Below are 14,608 nucleotides of genomic sequence, written 5' to 3'. Positions count from 1 at the left end.
TTTTTGAGATTCGTGCCTTACTTATCGGTGTGTTGATATATCATTTTATGTTCTATAAGTATCGATGGATGTCAATACGCAACGATTGATTACACTCGAAGTTTCATCTCAAGGTCGTATCGATGAAAAAAGTGCTATTCGTTTCATGTAAGTTGTTATCATGGTAGTTGACCTGATGATGACAGCCGTTCATATTGTGGCAGGTACGATATGGACTGGCAGTATCGCATTTATGACTATAGCCGTCCTTCCCATTGCTGCGACAGGCGAGATTGATGCGACTCCCCTGGAGCGGATTGTCGGGCGGTTAATCACGCTTTCTCGTAGTGGGGCTGTTCTGACGATGCTTACGGGCGGTTACTTAGCTGCAACAACGTATACAACTAAGACATTGCTTAGCACTATCGATGGTAACCTCGTGATTACAGCAGTATTAATATGGTTCATACTTGTTGTCTCTGTTGAAATTGGTCGTCGAAAGCTTGTGGGTGGACTGCAGGCAAAACGTGTTCGCGCACCAGCTGCCGCATCCACTCGGAGTTTTCAGCTGGCAACAGTGGCGAGTATACTGTTAATTATTGATATTGGATTGCTCGCAACGAATATGATTGTCTGATGACTCTCAATTATCATATACGAGCGCACAACCGAGTGATGAACTTTACTACCAATCAAAGTCGTAGATTCCTTCCCTGGGAAAGTGACAATCCCATCCGTCGTGGGTGTAGTGCTCTAATTTCTATGTTGTTTGTACAGTGGTGACGTGAACTACCTCGGGATCAAGCCCCGTGGTATTCGCCTCGATTTTCTGTAAACTCAAATTAGCGACTCAGACGAGACGATATTTATGCCGTCATATCTTAATAATAAAAACGATTATGCGTGTGTATCGACCCCTGATTGATATCAAAACTGTTTCATTACAATGAATCGACTTGACCCTCGGATTCGGTTTCTGTGGATTGGTCGTGCCCTGGCGATTGCAGCACTACTCAGTGGGATCACCGCTGGTGCACAGTGGTTATTTGATCTTTCTGTATTACCCGTCTGGGCACCAGGAGTGACATTCGTTGTCGTCGGCGGTCTTGGTATCATACTTGCGATTGCCCGGTATCGAATTTGGCGATATGAAATCAGAGCAGATTCGCTATATCTCGAGCGAGGGGTCCTCACACGTGTTCGAACGGTTGTCCCATTTGTTCGAATTCAACATGTCGACACTGCGCGCTCACCGATTGAACGGTTTAGTGGATTAGCAAGCACTGTGGTATACACTGCTGGGTCGCGGGGGGCTGATGTTGCCGTTCCAGGTCTCAGTCGGATGAACGCAAATGATCTTCGCGAGCGCCTTCGAGAGTTGGCGATTCAATCAGAAAGTGAGGACGCAGTGTAGTGATGACCCAGGTGCGGACACTTTCAGCAATATCAATTCCATATCGTGTCCTCCAGCGTAGTGGAAGTATAGCGTTTGCACTTATATTCATACTAACGGGCCAGGGAGGCGATCTCCCTGAACTTCCTGTGATTGGTGTTGTTGATTCAAGCCTCATCGGCGCCATTGCAATCGTTATTGTACTTGCTCTCGTCGGCTATGAGACTGCGTATGTTAGGCGATTTCAATATAAGCTGACCGCTGATAGTCTTGATATCGATTCAGGGGTCCTTTCTCGACGGAATCGTGAGATACCGCTTCGTCGGATCCAGAATGTCGATATTTCTCGGAATATTATCCAGCGCGGTCTCAACATTGCTATTGTCTCATTTGAGACAGCAGGTGGTGAATCTACGGAAGCGACGTTACGATACGTTTCAGCGCAAGAGGCAAAGCGGCTGCAACGTGAGCTCGGACGTCGAAAGCATGCTGATGGCGATAGACGCAAATCACAGAAGGTAGATTCAACAGAACATGACTCAGTTGGCGGCGAGAGCAACACTAGTGGTAGCTCAGCAGGTCACACAGCAAGTGAGCTATTCACCCTCGGTGATAATGAGTTAGCACTTGTTGGATTCTTTTCGATTGATCTTCGAGTCCCTGGATTGCTTGTTGCGGGGATTTCAACATTTGGACCTATTCTGACGAGTATCGTTCCGACTGCAAGTCCACTCAGATCATTACTTATGTTCATTGGTGGTCCATCAGTCTTAACTGGGGGATTCACGGCTCTATTGGCACTTTTACCGGTCTTTATTGGAGTTGTTGTGCTTTCATGGCTAGTTGGTGCAGCCTCGGCTGTCTCATCATATTATGGATTCCAACTGACTGAAACGAGAGGAGAGTTGCGGTATGAACGGGGGCTTTTTCAGCGATACGACGGCTCGATTCCATTTGAAAAAATCCAGACACTGACGATTGAGGATGACCCACTCAAGCGATACTTTGGATATGCAACATTATATGTGGAAACAGCAGGATATGCGCCCGGACAGGGTGGCAGTGGGGGACGAGGGTCTGAGGTCGCAGTCCCGCTTGCACAACGTAATCGGATAAATGAATTAATCAAACGAATCGAACCGGTTGACACAATTGAATTACAGCGCCCACCAAAGCGCGCGCGACGGCGATATCTCGTTCGTGCCGGACTCATTGTTGGCGTGGTTAGTGTTGGATTGTTTGCGATTAGTGTCGTTACGTCAATTGCATTCCCATGGTGGGTTGCGGTTGGATTACTTCCAGTTGGCGGAATTATCGCTATTGCACTGTGGCGTCACCGGGGACATTGGATTGGTGAGGACTATTTTGTCACCCGAAATGGTGTCTTTACTCGAGAGACGCGAATTGTGCCATTGTACCGGATACAAACTGTTATTGATACACGGACTGTGTTTCAACGACGACTTGGATTAGCTACAATTACGGCTGATACCGCTGGGTCACGGTCGCTTGGTGGGAGTGATGCACGAGCAGTCGACATCAGCGCTCAACGTGCAACGACACTTCGGACAGAACTTGAAACACGTCTCCAGCAAGCAATTCATGACCGACAGGAGCAAAGTCAAACAGAGACAACATCCGCAGCAGATGTCTCATTGCCAGAGTCAGACACGACTCCGAGCGATGAGAGTAAACCGATCACAGCTGAAAGTGATACCGATGATTCGATGGGTCAGATAGGCAGTACAACTACGAGTGATGATGATCACTCAATAGATAGTCACAATCACAGCGGCGATGATAATAGTGATGACAGTAGCAATAAAAAAGCACAGGAAAGTGATAATGCAAAAGACGATACAACTAGTTCCGAGAATGCATCTGTTGACAGAGACGAATAAATCTTTTATACAAATTAAATCGAATAGTTCGATGATCTTCGATTATCAAACTCAAGCGAGATTAGTCCACTAGCAGATCATAAAAGTGACTATGTTCTCTACCGTCATTGAAAAATAGGATATTCTGATTGATATAAACTAACTTTGATAACTCAGGGGTAATCTGAGGGGTTTCAAATTATACGTCGAGATGATATTTGGAGAATATTACGCCATACTCAGGGTTTTGTCTCTATGATGAGGGTGATGTGTGGCACGTGCGAGCGGCTTTAATTTCCCGTGTGAACGTTTCTGCTGTTTCAGTAATCGACTCAAAATCACCGGCAGCAATCGCGTCAGCATCAATAAGTGCACTACCAGCGCCAACGACTGCTGCACCAGCCTCAATATAGTTCGCAACATTCGCGGTATCGATTCCTCCAGTCGGCATCAACGGAAGATGCGGAAGTGGTCCAGCAATACTCGAAAGATGTGTTGGTCCAACTGTCGCGGCTGGGAATACTTTCAGAAGATCTGCACCGGCTTCGTATGCATTGAGTGCTTCTGTTGGAGAGAGGATACCTGGCGCAACGAGTGTTCCATGTCGATTACACAACGTAACAATGTCAGGATCAAACGTCGGTCCAACGACGAATTCAGCGCCGCTTGTTATCATCTCCTGGGCTGTCGGCACATCAACTACGGTGCCAGCCCCAACAATGGCTTCTGAGTCAGTAAATGATGCACGGACCTCACTGATTAGGGTAGCTGCATTAGGGTTGTCAGCAGTTATTTCATATGCAGTCACACCGCCATCGTGAAGCGCTGTTACGACGTCAATGATCGTATCCGCATCCGCACCCCGCATCACAGCAACGACACCACTGTCCGTCAATTGATCAAACAGGCTTGATATGTCAGATGTCATTTCACTCAATCAATATTGATACCGGAGATATACTGAATGTTGCCCCTCCATGTGTAATGTATTGACTTCTATATGATTACAATAACTTGATATTATTCGGTCTGAGGAACAGCTCTTGTGCCAGCAAAAAATACAATAATCGAAACAACCACTACAATACCAAGGTTGATCAGCGGGGTTGTTGTTGCGTCGACGTATGTCACCGATCGAATTCCCCGGGCAACGTATGTGAGCGGTGATAGGTTTAATGCAGGACGAAACCAAACCGGGAGCAGCGATGGGGTCACAAACGTCTCTGAAAGAAATAACAATGGGAGTGCAATAGCGTTCGATGCAGCAATAACCCCATCTTGAGAATCTGCGATGCGACCAATAATGGCACCGACTCCACAGAATAATATAACGCCGAGAGCGACAAAGGGGAGAATGAATACTGTTGTCAACCCTAGTGGAAGTGTAGTGTTGGTCACAAACACTGATAAGATCAGTAATAGCCCAGCGGCGATCCCGATGACAACCACATTGACAAGTGATTGTGCAAGAAGCCATTCACCACGAGATAACGGTGTTGTTGCAAGTTTCTCAAATCGACTGCCACTACGATATCGGGCAACGGTACTGCCAACACGTGACAGCGGTGTAAATAACACTACAACGGAGAGATACCCGGCAATATAGTACGCCCGGGGTTCAGCAAAAAGACCACCACCTGTCGGTTGGGTTTGCACCAATGCACCGAATATAATCACGATTATCGCTGGGAAAAAGAAAGTGAAAAATACTGCTGTTCGTCGACGGATAAACGCATGCCATGCAGCAGTGAATTCGGCATAAATACGGCTACGACGGGTCATCGGTCAGGTTCCTTTGTAGCTGTCGTGACAGTAGTTTGTGATATGTTGTTATCAGTACTGTTCACAGCAGTCTCAATATCATTGTTTGTAGTTAATTTATCGACCGTTCCGGCAGCACTGAGGGGTTCGCCAGCCAGTTCAAGATAAACATCTTCAAGATTAGGTTGTTTCCACGTAAGTGATTCAACAGTCACGGTGGTCATATCAACGGCATTGATAACGTCACCAATATCACGCGGACCGACAGCTTCAATGACTGTGCGAGTGCCTGATGCGGTAGTCTGAGTATCGAATGGAAGCGATGAAAATACTGTTGAATTAAGCGCAGTCTTAGTTTCGATAATAAGTTGGCTCCCCCCAGCGTAAGTATCGATGAGTGACTGTGGGTCACCGACAGTCAACAACTTACCATTATTCAGGAATCCGACACGGTCGGCAAGTCGCTCGACTTCCGTCATCGAATGGCTTGTGAGGAAAACAGTCGTCCCGCCAGCGGCTAGCGTCTCAAGAAGTTTCCATAACGAACGACGACCTGCAGGGTCAATACCGGTTGTTGGTTCGTCTAAAAACAGAACTGCCGGGTCATTGATTAACGTGATTGCAACGCAAACACGGCGTTTTTGCCCACCCGAGAGCGTTTCATACCACTGTGTCGCCGAACTATCACTGAGACCAACATCGGTAAGCACACTCGCAGGATCACGGGCATCGTCATACAGTCCTGCGTAATACTCAATAAGCTCATATGCAGTCAGTCGACCTGGCGGTGTGAACGATTGCGGTAGTACGCCGACTTGTGATTTATCAAGCTCTGTTGGATGGACTCCAAGGACGGACAGCTGTCCTTTCACAGCTGTTGTTCCGGTCAGTGCGCGAACAAGTGTCGTTTTACCAGCGCCGTTTGGTCCGACCAATCCAAACATCTCTCCAGTATCGACTGAAACTGAAACATCATCAACTGCTGTTACGTCGCCATATGACTTAGATACATTTTCGGCGACGAGTGCCGCTGTCATACATGTATATTCAGCACATGATATAGTAAACAGTTCGAATCAGATGAGTCTCGATAGTCATAATAATTCAAATATTATCTCAACTCAGGAATTAGTCCTCTCAATATGGTGGGTATAGTTATAAACTGAGAGCCAAGCTTATCCGAACTCCGCCCTATTGTTATGTATGGATATCACTATTGTGGCGGGTCAAGGAACACAAATCCCGATTCAGGCTGGGTTCGGGTTGGGTCCGTCCCTTGTCGGGTTGCTAGCACTGTTCCTTGCAATTGTCACTGTCTATCAGATGGTCGAGATTGTCGATGCATATGAAAAGGAAGCATTGACTGTCTTTGGTGAGTTCCGTCACCTACTTGAGCCAGGAATTAGCTTCATTCCACCGTTTGTATCGCGAACATACGCATTTGACATGCGAACACAGACACTAGATGTTCCGCGACAAGAAGCAATCACGCGAGACAACTCACCAGTCACTGCTGACGCTGTTGTGTATATTAAAGTCATGGACGCAAAGAAAGCATTTCTTGAAGTTGATGACTACAAAAAGGCTGTTTCGAATCTTGCACAGACGACCCTTCGAGCGGTACTCGGCGATATGGAACTTGATGATACGCTGAATAAGCGACAGGAAATAAATTCAAAGATCCGTGAAGAACTCGATGAACCGACTGATGAGTGGGGAATCCGTGTTGAATCTGTTGAAGTGAGAGAGGTTAATCCTTCAAAAGAAGTTCAACAGGCAATGGAGCAACAGACCTCTGCAGAGCGCCGGCGTCGTGCAATGATTCTGGAAGCACAAGGAGAACGCCGATCAGCAGTTGAGCAAGCAGAGGGTGAAAAGCAATCGAATATTGTTCGTGCACAAGGTGAAAAGCAAAGCCAGATCCTTGAAGCGCAGGGAGATGCCATATCGACGGTCTTACGAGCGAAATCCTCAGAATCAATGGGTGAACGTGCTGTCATTGAGCGTGGAATGGAGACGCTCGAATCGATTGGTGAAGGTGAATCAACAACGTTCGTTCTTCCACAGGAATTAACCAGTCTACTTGGTCGGTATGGTCGGCAACTGACCAACTCAGATGTGCAGGAAGAAGCTGGTCTTGAAAGCCTTGATTTCGATAATGAAACACGTGAGCTTCTTGGACTTGATAATATTGAGAATATTCTTGGACAGATTGACGAGGCTGCAGAGATGGACCTCGAAGAGCTTGAACAAGAAGCCGAAGCAATCAAAGCAGGCGAACCAGGCGATATTAAAAATGCAGACCAGATTGCTGCTGAGAAAACTGATGAGATGCAAGACGGCGAAGCCGAGCGTGCCGTTGAAACCGAGCGTGAATAACTAACTCAGGACTCGACCTAAGAGTACAATGACTTTCGTTACCCCGTATTATATTCTACCTTTCAGCATAGATTAGATTGTGATTAAATTTGGTAATCAAAGTCAGTTAATTGACATACATATAGATGGGAAATCGCAATATCGACGAGGATAAGCGGGCGACACTGCGACGGTTCGCTACAATCGGTGCCGCATCACCACTCGCAGCACTTGGTGGAGGGAAAGTAAGGGCGGACTCAGACGCAGAACGTACACAGAGTCAAAACCAAACGGAGACTCATAATAATTCAAATGAGCATAGTGAGGTCCGTGAGGCAATTGTTGGGTATGTTGGATCAACGCCTGGAGCGCACTTTTCGAAGGTCCGTGATGATCTTAAGCTTGGGACCGGTGAGACACAACATCATCTCCGCCGGCTTGTCGATGCTGATAGACTTACTGTTCATCGTGATGGTGATTATAAACGATTCTTCTTACCCGGTCGGTTTAGCGGGTTTGAACAGGTAGCCCTTGGGTTTCTCCGTCGAAGGACTCCACAGGGTATACTGATTGAGCTTCTGAGAGATCCAACAGCGACTGGTGCCGACCTCGCCGCAGTTCTCGATGTATCCCAAGCAACGGTAAGTACGTATATTTCAAAACTTGACACTGCTGGGCTCATATCTCGTGTTGATGGTTATAGCGTCAATCAGCCTGAAGTAATCCTCACACTGATACTCAGATATGCCGATTCACTTGGACCAAATGCGGTTGCAGTCGCCGATGAAGCAGCCACATTGTTCGAGTATAGTCCATAACTTTGGAACTAATCGGACATCAGATGCTACAATTATCAAATAAAAAATACTAAACACAAATCGTGAATGAATGTATCTACCGATATATCATTGAAGTGATCTTAGCGATTAGTTGATTTGAGATTAACTTTCCACGTTGTACCCGAAGAGTATCCCCACTTTTCAATAGTAATTGTAGTGTTATTGTCGTCAATAATTGCAGGCATATTCGCGCCCACTTCTTTTGCCGACAGACCAAGCTCATCGGCGATAAGCCGAGATTTAAAATAGGTTTGCTGATCAACCCGTTGTATGAGATATTGCAAGATCCGTTGCTGTTTTTCACTCAAAGTTGACTCAGGTTGGTTCTCGGTCGCGTGCACGTCCACGTTTGTTTCTGTTTTTGACTCTGACTCCGCATCTGTTGTGGCACTCATATATAATAATACATAATTCATCGTATGAGCGATTTGGTACAGACAGTTAACCCGCCGCTGTCTAGTAATTTAGTGAGAGGACGAACTCAAGCAAACGGGTTTTTCACAGCTACAGAGTGACCCGCGGTACGATCGTTTAATAATTACGAGGCTAAGTCCCCTTCCTCACGGAATGAGTGAAACGAACAAGTAGGGAAGGGGATACAGCCGTGCATTATCTTGGCAAGACATGACTAGCATGCTTTCTAACGCTAAATTGTGACGAGCAGTCTTCATCAGACTGACTTAGAATGGAATAATAATCACGGTCAGCCTGAGTTATCGTCGCCATTATTGAGTAGGGCTGGGACAGTCCGAATCGGAACGTTTGTCGAGACTGGTATCACTGTGGGTACGCATCATGCGGACGTACCGCTTGTAAATACTATCACAGAAGTAGAAAGTCCAATGCGAGAGCACGGAAACCCCACCCTCAACGGGGTAATGTGGTATTTCACCACATCTGTACGTCACCGTATGAGAATATGAATTACTATCCAACCGAAAGCGGCTCATCTTTTTTATCATAGAGATAAGAATATATGTAATTTAGCGGCACGATGATCTGTGCTGCATCTGAAGTCAGAAAGTTCATACATCGTGCACCGCCACACAATGGCAATGGAATCCCCGTCTGCTGGGTCAGCGAAATCAAATGCAACTGGGAGTGATGATAATGATGATGATGACGATGATACTACAGCCACAGGCAGACAAACATCCAGTAGTAATGAACCGCCAGCAGCCGGAAATAACGTCAGTGTAACTGTTGTTCTGCCAGCGTACAATGAGGAATCAACACTAAAGTCAACAGTTGAGAAGACAATCAACGCACTCGAATCATTCTGTGAGCCGACGTCAATTGAAATAATAATTGCTGAGGATGGATGCACAGACAATACACCAGAGATTGCAGATCAGCTTGCTGCTACGGATAGTCGCATTCGACACATGCACAGCGATACGCGATTAGGACGAGGAGGGGCACTTGAGCAGGCGTTTGAGCTCGCGAATGGCAATGTACTCGCATATTTCGATACGGATCTCGCGACAGATATACGTCATCTCGAGGAACTCATCACCCGGGTACAAACAGGTGAGGCTGATGTTGCGACCGGGTCACGGTGGTTGCCTGAGAATATCGCCGATCGACCAGCAAAACGCGGCATTCCAAGTCGGATCTATAATACGCTTGTTCGTCTTTTTCTTCGCTCAGACCTTCAAGATCATCAATGTGGATTCAAAGCGTTCACTCAGGAAGCATTTGAATCACTCAGACCTATCGTTGAGGATAGTCACTGGTTTTGGGACACCGAAATGCTTGTTCGGGCGCAACGGGCAGATTTAACCGTTGTTGAATTTCCTGTTGAGTGGACCGCAAAAGGCGATACAAAGGTTGATCTTGTCCGTGATGTCTTTGGCATGGGAAGTCAGATCTTGCGGACATGGTGGCAGATATCGGTACAACCGCGATTATCGCCACGGGTGAGTCTCGGGGCAGGCGCTGTATTGGCTATTGTTGCATTAGCGTTAATGACGCAGTACATTGATTTCAATACCGTTATTACTGAAGTTCGTACTGCTGACCCATGGCTAGTTGCCGCTGCGACGGCTGTGTATATTATATCATGGCCGATTCGCGGACTGCGATATCGCGACATATTATCTGAACTTGGATACTATGAGCGCGTCCGTTTCCTTACTGGAGCAGTATTTATCAGTCAGACAGGTAATCTTGTCTTCCCTGCACGAGCAGGTGATCTTGTCCGTGCGTATGTTATTAAAGCACGACGAGGGATTGCCTACCCATCGGGGTTCGCGTCGCTTGCAGCGGAGCGTGTATTTGATTTATTGACGATTGCATCATTAGCTGGAGTCGTCTTGCTGGGATACACTGCAAGTGGTCAGACAGCGACTCTTGCTCGAACAATTATTGGCGCTGACGGTGCTGGTCGCGTGGCTGTCATCGTCTCAATGAGTGTCGGTGTGATTGCTGTCGCGACTGTCGTTGGGATTATATTAAGTGCACGGAGTGAGGTTAACATTCCATCGACTGTTGTCTATCGAATAAGTACTGATAGTTATGCTCAGATGGTCGTTAGTGTAATAGATCAATTCATTGAAGATTTACAGACCGTCGCTGGGACACGTCGTGGATTTGTTCGGGTGGGGGCGACGAGTATCATTATCTGGTCGATTGATGTAGTAACTGCATTAATTGTCTTGACAGCGTTTTCACCTAACTTAGGTGCTGTACAGTTACTCGCGGTGAGTTTCTTTGCTGTTAGCGTTGGAAATCTTGCTAAGATTCTTCCATTATCACCTGGTGGTGTTGGACTGTATGAAGGTGCATTTACACTGCTTGTTGTTGGACTCACACCAATTACAACAAGCGTTGCTATTGGGGCTGCAGTTGTCGATCATGCGGTAAAGAATCTTGTAACAATCGTTGGTGGATATGCATCGATGTTTGGATTGAACGTCTCATTAATGACTGCCGTCGAGGAGACACGCAGTGCCCGCAATCATGATGCCGATATATCTGATGAAGAGGTCACTCATACACAGGCACAGACACAAACACAAACACGGAGTCGGTGATTATGATTTGCTTTGATATCAGAGCGTGCGATATTGAATACGCTCATAGAAAGAATAAACATCAAATAATTTGATACTGTTAAAGGCGTAGAGCAAATTAGTCGCTTGTTAGTAGTCATTGACGATGCATGACAAGTCCGTGTCGGCAGGCGGATAGATGGGGACTTGGTTGATTATGAAAATCATCATCAAGAATGTGAATCGATGTATCAACATCCCACCCTCTGTCGCGGAATATGCCTGCGTCTGCATGCGTTCCATGACCGCAGTGATGAAGTACGACATGGTCGGGAGTAGCCGTTTCAACTTCCGTCCGTGTGACTTCACAAGAGCGTTCACCAGAATGAGTGATGTCCATCTACAGCAGCAATCATCTCCGGACACAATTGCCGGCTGCCATCGGCGAATCTAACCATTCCTCGGCATAGACGGTCACTGTCGTTACTCGTAACGCGACGACGGACAGCCCTCAGTCGTTCAGGTGCATGCGATACAAGTGTTGACCAAGCCGTCGGTCGATCAGTTTTCTCAGCAAGTGTAAAAAGGGATTAGTAACTAAATCAAGGGTATCTGGCGCAAGATGACAGACGGTGCAGCCACAATCACGGAGTCTATCACGAATCGATATTTGAACTGCATCGGCAGTGCAGATAATATCAGGCTCAAATGTCTCAACTCGGTCATAATCAGGATTGAGTCATCCGGATGACGGGACGGTCAATGAAACAATGTGCGGTAACCCCGGCAATGGTGTCGGCAGCTTTCATATATGAAGTATATCGTTGTATATGAGTCGTATAGAATCTTATTCCGAACTATTTTTATCAGTTGACTCAGTTACTTGGGTACGAACCGCTTTGGGTCTCTCATCATTTAGGGTGTCTGCGGTCGTTCACTCAGTCATTCGCGCGATAGTATATCGTCCGGGTACCTGTCGATTTCAAGCCGTGTAACTGGATTCAGACATCAGAATACATGTATCATGTTACGGACTCAAAGCATTCGTCTCTATACCGATGAGCGAGAAAACCACATACACTCGCGAGAACGCGAGAACGAGAGTTGAATCGAATCACGAGTCAAACGTAGTTACCGATAATACAAACGACCGCATTCGAACTGACGGCGGGACTGTTGGACAACGATGGGTCCGCCCGGGAACCGAAGAATCTGAAGAAGAATCCGTATCCGAGTCAGAAGAAGAGAAAACAGCAAGTGAAGACCTTGTTTGTCCAGAATGTAGCGGTAATGTTGTCGTTGATGATGAACATGGAGAAACAATTTGTGATGACTGTGGTCTTGTGATCACTGAAGATTCCGTCGACCGCGGTCCCGAATGGCGTGCTTTCGATGCGAAAGAAAAAGACCAGAAGTCTCGGGTCGGAGCCCCAACGACAAATACAATGCATGATAAGGGACTTTCGACGAATATTGACTGGCGTGATCGTGACGCCTATGGCAATTCACTATCATCAAATCAACGACAAAAGATGCAGCGACTTCGAAAGTGGAATGAGCGGTTCCGCACTCGAGACTCAAAAGAACGGAATCTCAAGCAGGCACTTGGTGAGGTTGACCGGATGGCTTCTGCACTTGGACTTCCTGAGAATGTTCGTGAAACAGCATCTGTGATTTATCGTCGTGCGCTTGATGAGGATCTACTACCTGGAAGGTCAATCGAAGGCGTTTCTACATCGTGTGTTTATGCGGCTGCACGAATGGCTGGTGTGCCTCGGTCACTCGATGAGATCGCGGAAGTGTCACGTGTTCCAAAAAGTGAGGTTGCACGGACATATCGATATATCGCCCGAGAACTCTCACTAGAAGTAAAACCCGCAGACCCAGAGCAGTATGTTCCACGGTTTGCTTCTGAACTTGGACTTTCGGATGAATCAACACTTCGTGCGCGTCAACTACTACAGAATGCAAAAGAAAAGGGTGTACACTCAGGCAAATCTCCAGTTGGACTTGCTGCTGCAGCAGTGTATGCTGCGGCGTTATTGACAAATGAAAAAACAACGCAAGCAGCAGTGAGTGAAGTAGCCGACATCTCTGAAGTAACGATCCGAAACCGTTACCACGAACTTCTTGAGGCAAAAGATGCAGTTGGAGCCACATAATTCACAGCGGGAACAGCGCAGAAGCTCATGGCTTTAGCCGTGGGTAACTGACTATAGACACGAGTATCAGATTACACGATCGTCGTGTTATGATTTGGTGGCTGTCTAGAATGCCAGATATATTCTCGTTCTCGTTGTATACATTACTTGTATAATCAACGCGCTCATCATATGAATATAGTATACATATGCAGTAGGCACCAATGACGTCTGCACGAACAATATCATTTGATACGTTCCAACTCGCCGCCGCGACGGCAGATCTTAGTGACGAACCTGCTGCTCGAGAGTACGCCGACATCGTCGAGTTTCGACTTGATCTTGCACATGCAGACGCGTCACTTCCAGATCCGCTTACCGCAATAACAGCATATGATCAACGCGATTCTCTTCCGTTATTGGTGACCAATCGCCCAGAATGGGAAGGTGGGAAATACGGTGGTGACACGACGGATCGACTCAAAATGTTACGCACTGCAGCGACACATGATGCTGTCGTTGCCGCTGATATTGAGTTGAAGACACTGAGAACACGACAAGGAAAGAAAGCCGCTCGCGATATTCGAAATAATGATGTGAGCATAATTGCATCAACACATAATTTCACCTCAACCCCTCCACGGTCTGTTCTTGACCGGCGTCTTCATGCAGCTGCACAGCTTGGTGATGTTGGAAAGCTTGCTGTTACAGCACAAACACATCGTGATGCCCTCCGTGTGCTTGCTGCGACTGAGCAGGCATCTAGATGGGGTGACATCGTTGCTACAATGGCAATGGGTACACCTGGTCGCCACACTCGGGTAGTTGCTCCTGTGTACGGGTCGCGAATCGGATATGCGCCTGTCAATCCTGCAGATGCGACTGCCCCAGGACAGTACGATATCAAAACGTTTTCAAAAATGATTGATAATCTCACTTATGAATAATTTAGAACTAATTAGCATATCTTGAGCCGCTACTACGGAGGATTCATCATATAATTTGAACCGATTGTAGGGACTGAGATACCAACAGTTCTATAAGAACAATCGTAATAGCGGGCCGGGAGGAATTTGAATCCTCGATCTTCTGGTTAAGAGCCAGACGCTTTAAACCAGCCTAAGCTACCAGCCCATAGTACCTTATTATCGGTCAGTCATAAAAACGCTTCAATTTGCTCACTAGCATAGTAACCATTATCTCGTGATATAATATTATATATACGAGTTTGACGAATTCTTCTTATTACCAAGAGATATGGAAG

Annotated in this window: 13 protein-coding genes and 1 tRNA gene; 8 read left to right on the top strand and 6 right to left on the bottom strand. The window is 46.7% G+C overall.

The window, feature by feature from the left end:
- Nucleotides 1-160: 160 nt before the first annotated feature.
- The 3 genes from J07HQW2_RS12760 (at nt 161) to J07HQW2_RS12750 (ending at nt 3,273) form a co-directional block, all read left to right on the top strand.
- On the top strand, nt 161-616 hold the full coding sequence (locus tag J07HQW2_RS12760) for a hypothetical protein (RefSeq protein WP_021055960.1): 456 nt from the start codon (nt 161-163) through the stop codon (nt 614-616).
- A gap of 309 nt (nt 617-925) precedes the next feature.
- On the top strand, nt 926-1,393 hold the full coding sequence (locus tag J07HQW2_RS12755; RefSeq protein ID WP_021055959.1) for a PH domain-containing protein: 468 nt from the start codon (nt 926-928) through the stop codon (nt 1,391-1,393).
- A gap of 2 nt (nt 1,394-1,395) precedes the next feature.
- Nucleotides 1,396-3,273 (top strand): PH domain-containing protein, encoded by a 1,878-nt coding sequence (locus J07HQW2_RS12750; protein ID WP_021055958.1) that lies wholly within the window; start codon nt 1,396-1,398, stop codon nt 3,271-3,273.
- Between the two features lie 232 nt (nt 3,274-3,505).
- On the opposite strand, the gene J07HQW2_RS12745 is transcribed toward J07HQW2_RS12750, so the two are convergent.
- The 3 genes from J07HQW2_RS12745 to J07HQW2_RS12735 all read right to left on the bottom strand — a co-directional run bounded on the left by J07HQW2_RS12745 (nt 3,506) and on the right by J07HQW2_RS12735 (nt 6,050).
- Nucleotides 3,506-4,180, bottom strand: coding sequence for a bifunctional 4-hydroxy-2-oxoglutarate aldolase/2-dehydro-3-deoxy-phosphogluconate aldolase (locus tag J07HQW2_RS12745; protein WP_021055957.1), 675 nt, complete (start codon nt 4,178-4,180; stop codon nt 3,506-3,508).
- 92 nt (nt 4,181-4,272) lie between these two features.
- Entirely contained in the window at nt 4,273-5,034 is a 762-nt protein-coding gene (locus J07HQW2_RS12740) for an ABC transporter permease (RefSeq protein ID WP_021055956.1), read from the bottom strand.
- Entirely contained in the window at nt 5,031-6,050 is a 1,020-nt protein-coding gene (locus tag J07HQW2_RS12735) for an ABC transporter ATP-binding protein (RefSeq protein ID WP_021055955.1), read from the bottom strand. The genes J07HQW2_RS12740 and J07HQW2_RS12735 overlap by 4 nt, the downstream gene beginning before the upstream one ends.
- 166 nt (nt 6,051-6,216) lie before the next feature.
- Between J07HQW2_RS12735 and J07HQW2_RS12730 the strand changes: the two genes are divergently transcribed.
- Nucleotides 6,217-7,392, top strand: coding sequence for an SPFH domain-containing protein (locus tag J07HQW2_RS12730; RefSeq protein WP_021055954.1), 1,176 nt, complete (start codon nt 6,217-6,219; stop codon nt 7,390-7,392).
- A gap of 125 nt (nt 7,393-7,517) precedes the next feature.
- Nucleotides 7,518-8,189 (top strand): winged helix-turn-helix transcriptional regulator, encoded by a 672-nt coding sequence (locus tag J07HQW2_RS12725; protein WP_021055953.1) that lies wholly within the window; start codon nt 7,518-7,520, stop codon nt 8,187-8,189.
- A 101-nt stretch (nt 8,190-8,290) separates the two neighbouring features.
- On the opposite strand, the gene J07HQW2_RS12720 is transcribed toward J07HQW2_RS12725, so the two are convergent.
- Nucleotides 8,291-8,605: a DUF7123 family protein gene (locus J07HQW2_RS12720; RefSeq protein WP_048075295.1), complete on the bottom strand. Its 315-nt coding sequence runs from the start codon at nt 8,603-8,605 to the stop codon at nt 8,291-8,293.
- 660 nt (nt 8,606-9,265) lie between these two features.
- Between J07HQW2_RS12720 and J07HQW2_RS12715 the strand changes: the two genes are divergently transcribed.
- Nucleotides 9,266-11,245 (top strand): flippase-like domain-containing protein, encoded by a 1,980-nt coding sequence (locus tag J07HQW2_RS12715; protein ID WP_021055950.1) that lies wholly within the window; start codon nt 9,266-9,268, stop codon nt 11,243-11,245.
- Between the two features lie 115 nt (nt 11,246-11,360).
- On the opposite strand, the gene J07HQW2_RS18795 is transcribed toward J07HQW2_RS12715, so the two are convergent.
- Nucleotides 11,361-11,603 (bottom strand): TroA family protein, encoded by a 243-nt coding sequence (locus J07HQW2_RS18795; RefSeq protein ID WP_021055949.1) that lies wholly within the window; start codon nt 11,601-11,603, stop codon nt 11,361-11,363.
- Nucleotides 11,604-12,261: 658 nt separating this feature from the next.
- On the opposite strand from J07HQW2_RS18795, the gene J07HQW2_RS12705 reads away from it, so the two are divergent.
- Together J07HQW2_RS12705 and J07HQW2_RS12700 are read left to right on the top strand one after the other, a co-directional pair.
- A complete protein-coding gene (locus J07HQW2_RS12705) occupies nt 12,262-13,365 on the top strand; it encodes a transcription initiation factor IIB (RefSeq protein ID WP_021055948.1) in 1,104 nt (367 codons plus the stop codon).
- Between the two features lie 203 nt (nt 13,366-13,568).
- A complete protein-coding gene (locus J07HQW2_RS12700) occupies nt 13,569-14,291 on the top strand; it encodes a type I 3-dehydroquinate dehydratase (RefSeq protein ID WP_021055947.1) in 723 nt (240 codons plus the stop codon).
- A gap of 111 nt (nt 14,292-14,402) precedes the next feature.
- Here J07HQW2_RS12700 and J07HQW2_RS12695 read toward each other — a convergent pair.
- A tRNA-Lys gene (locus tag J07HQW2_RS12695) sits at nt 14,403-14,478 on the bottom strand.
- Nucleotides 14,479-14,608 lie beyond the last annotated feature (130 nt).

This window comes from Haloquadratum walsbyi J07HQW2, assembly GCF_000415985.1.
In the GTDB taxonomy this organism is placed as follows: domain Archaea; phylum Halobacteriota; class Halobacteria; order Halobacteriales; family Haloferacaceae; genus Haloquadratum; species Haloquadratum walsbyi_B.
The sequence above is the reverse complement of the archived record's forward strand: the minus strand, read 5'-3'. Positions and strand labels throughout refer to the sequence as shown.

Bases quoted from the DNA above. Each gene is read 5' to 3' on its own strand.
- J07HQW2_RS12760 (WP_021055960.1), top strand. From the start codon at position 161: ATGGTAGTTGACCTGATGATGACAGCCGTTCATATTGTGGCAGGTACG.
- J07HQW2_RS12755 (WP_021055959.1), top strand. From the start codon at position 926: ATGAATCGACTTGACCCTCGGATTCGGTTTCTGTGGATTGGTCGTGCC.
- J07HQW2_RS12750 (WP_021055958.1), top strand. From the start codon at position 1,396: ATGACCCAGGTGCGGACACTTTCAGCAATATCAATTCCATATCGTGTC.
- J07HQW2_RS12745 (WP_021055957.1), bottom strand. From the start codon at position 4,180: ATGACATCTGACATATCAAGCCTGTTTGATCAATTGACGGACAGTGGT.
- J07HQW2_RS12740 (WP_021055956.1), bottom strand. From the start codon at position 5,034: ATGACCCGTCGTAGCCGTATTTATGCCGAATTCACTGCTGCATGGCAT.
- J07HQW2_RS12735 (WP_021055955.1), bottom strand. From the start codon at position 6,050: ATGACAGCGGCACTCGTCGCCGAAAATGTATCTAAGTCATATGGCGAC.
- J07HQW2_RS12730 (WP_021055954.1), top strand. From the start codon at position 6,217: ATGGATATCACTATTGTGGCGGGTCAAGGAACACAAATCCCGATTCAG.
- J07HQW2_RS12725 (WP_021055953.1), top strand. From the start codon at position 7,518: ATGGGAAATCGCAATATCGACGAGGATAAGCGGGCGACACTGCGACGG.
- J07HQW2_RS12720 (WP_048075295.1), bottom strand. From the start codon at position 8,605: ATGAGTGCCACAACAGATGCGGAGTCAGAGTCAAAAACAGAAACAAAC.
- J07HQW2_RS12715 (WP_021055950.1), top strand. From the start codon at position 9,266: ATGGAATCCCCGTCTGCTGGGTCAGCGAAATCAAATGCAACTGGGAGT.
- J07HQW2_RS18795 (WP_021055949.1), bottom strand. From the start codon at position 11,603: ATGGACATCACTCATTCTGGTGAACGCTCTTGTGAAGTCACACGGACG.
- J07HQW2_RS12705 (WP_021055948.1), top strand. From the start codon at position 12,262: ATGAGCGAGAAAACCACATACACTCGCGAGAACGCGAGAACGAGAGTT.
- J07HQW2_RS12700 (WP_021055947.1), top strand. From the start codon at position 13,569: ATGACGTCTGCACGAACAATATCATTTGATACGTTCCAACTCGCCGCC.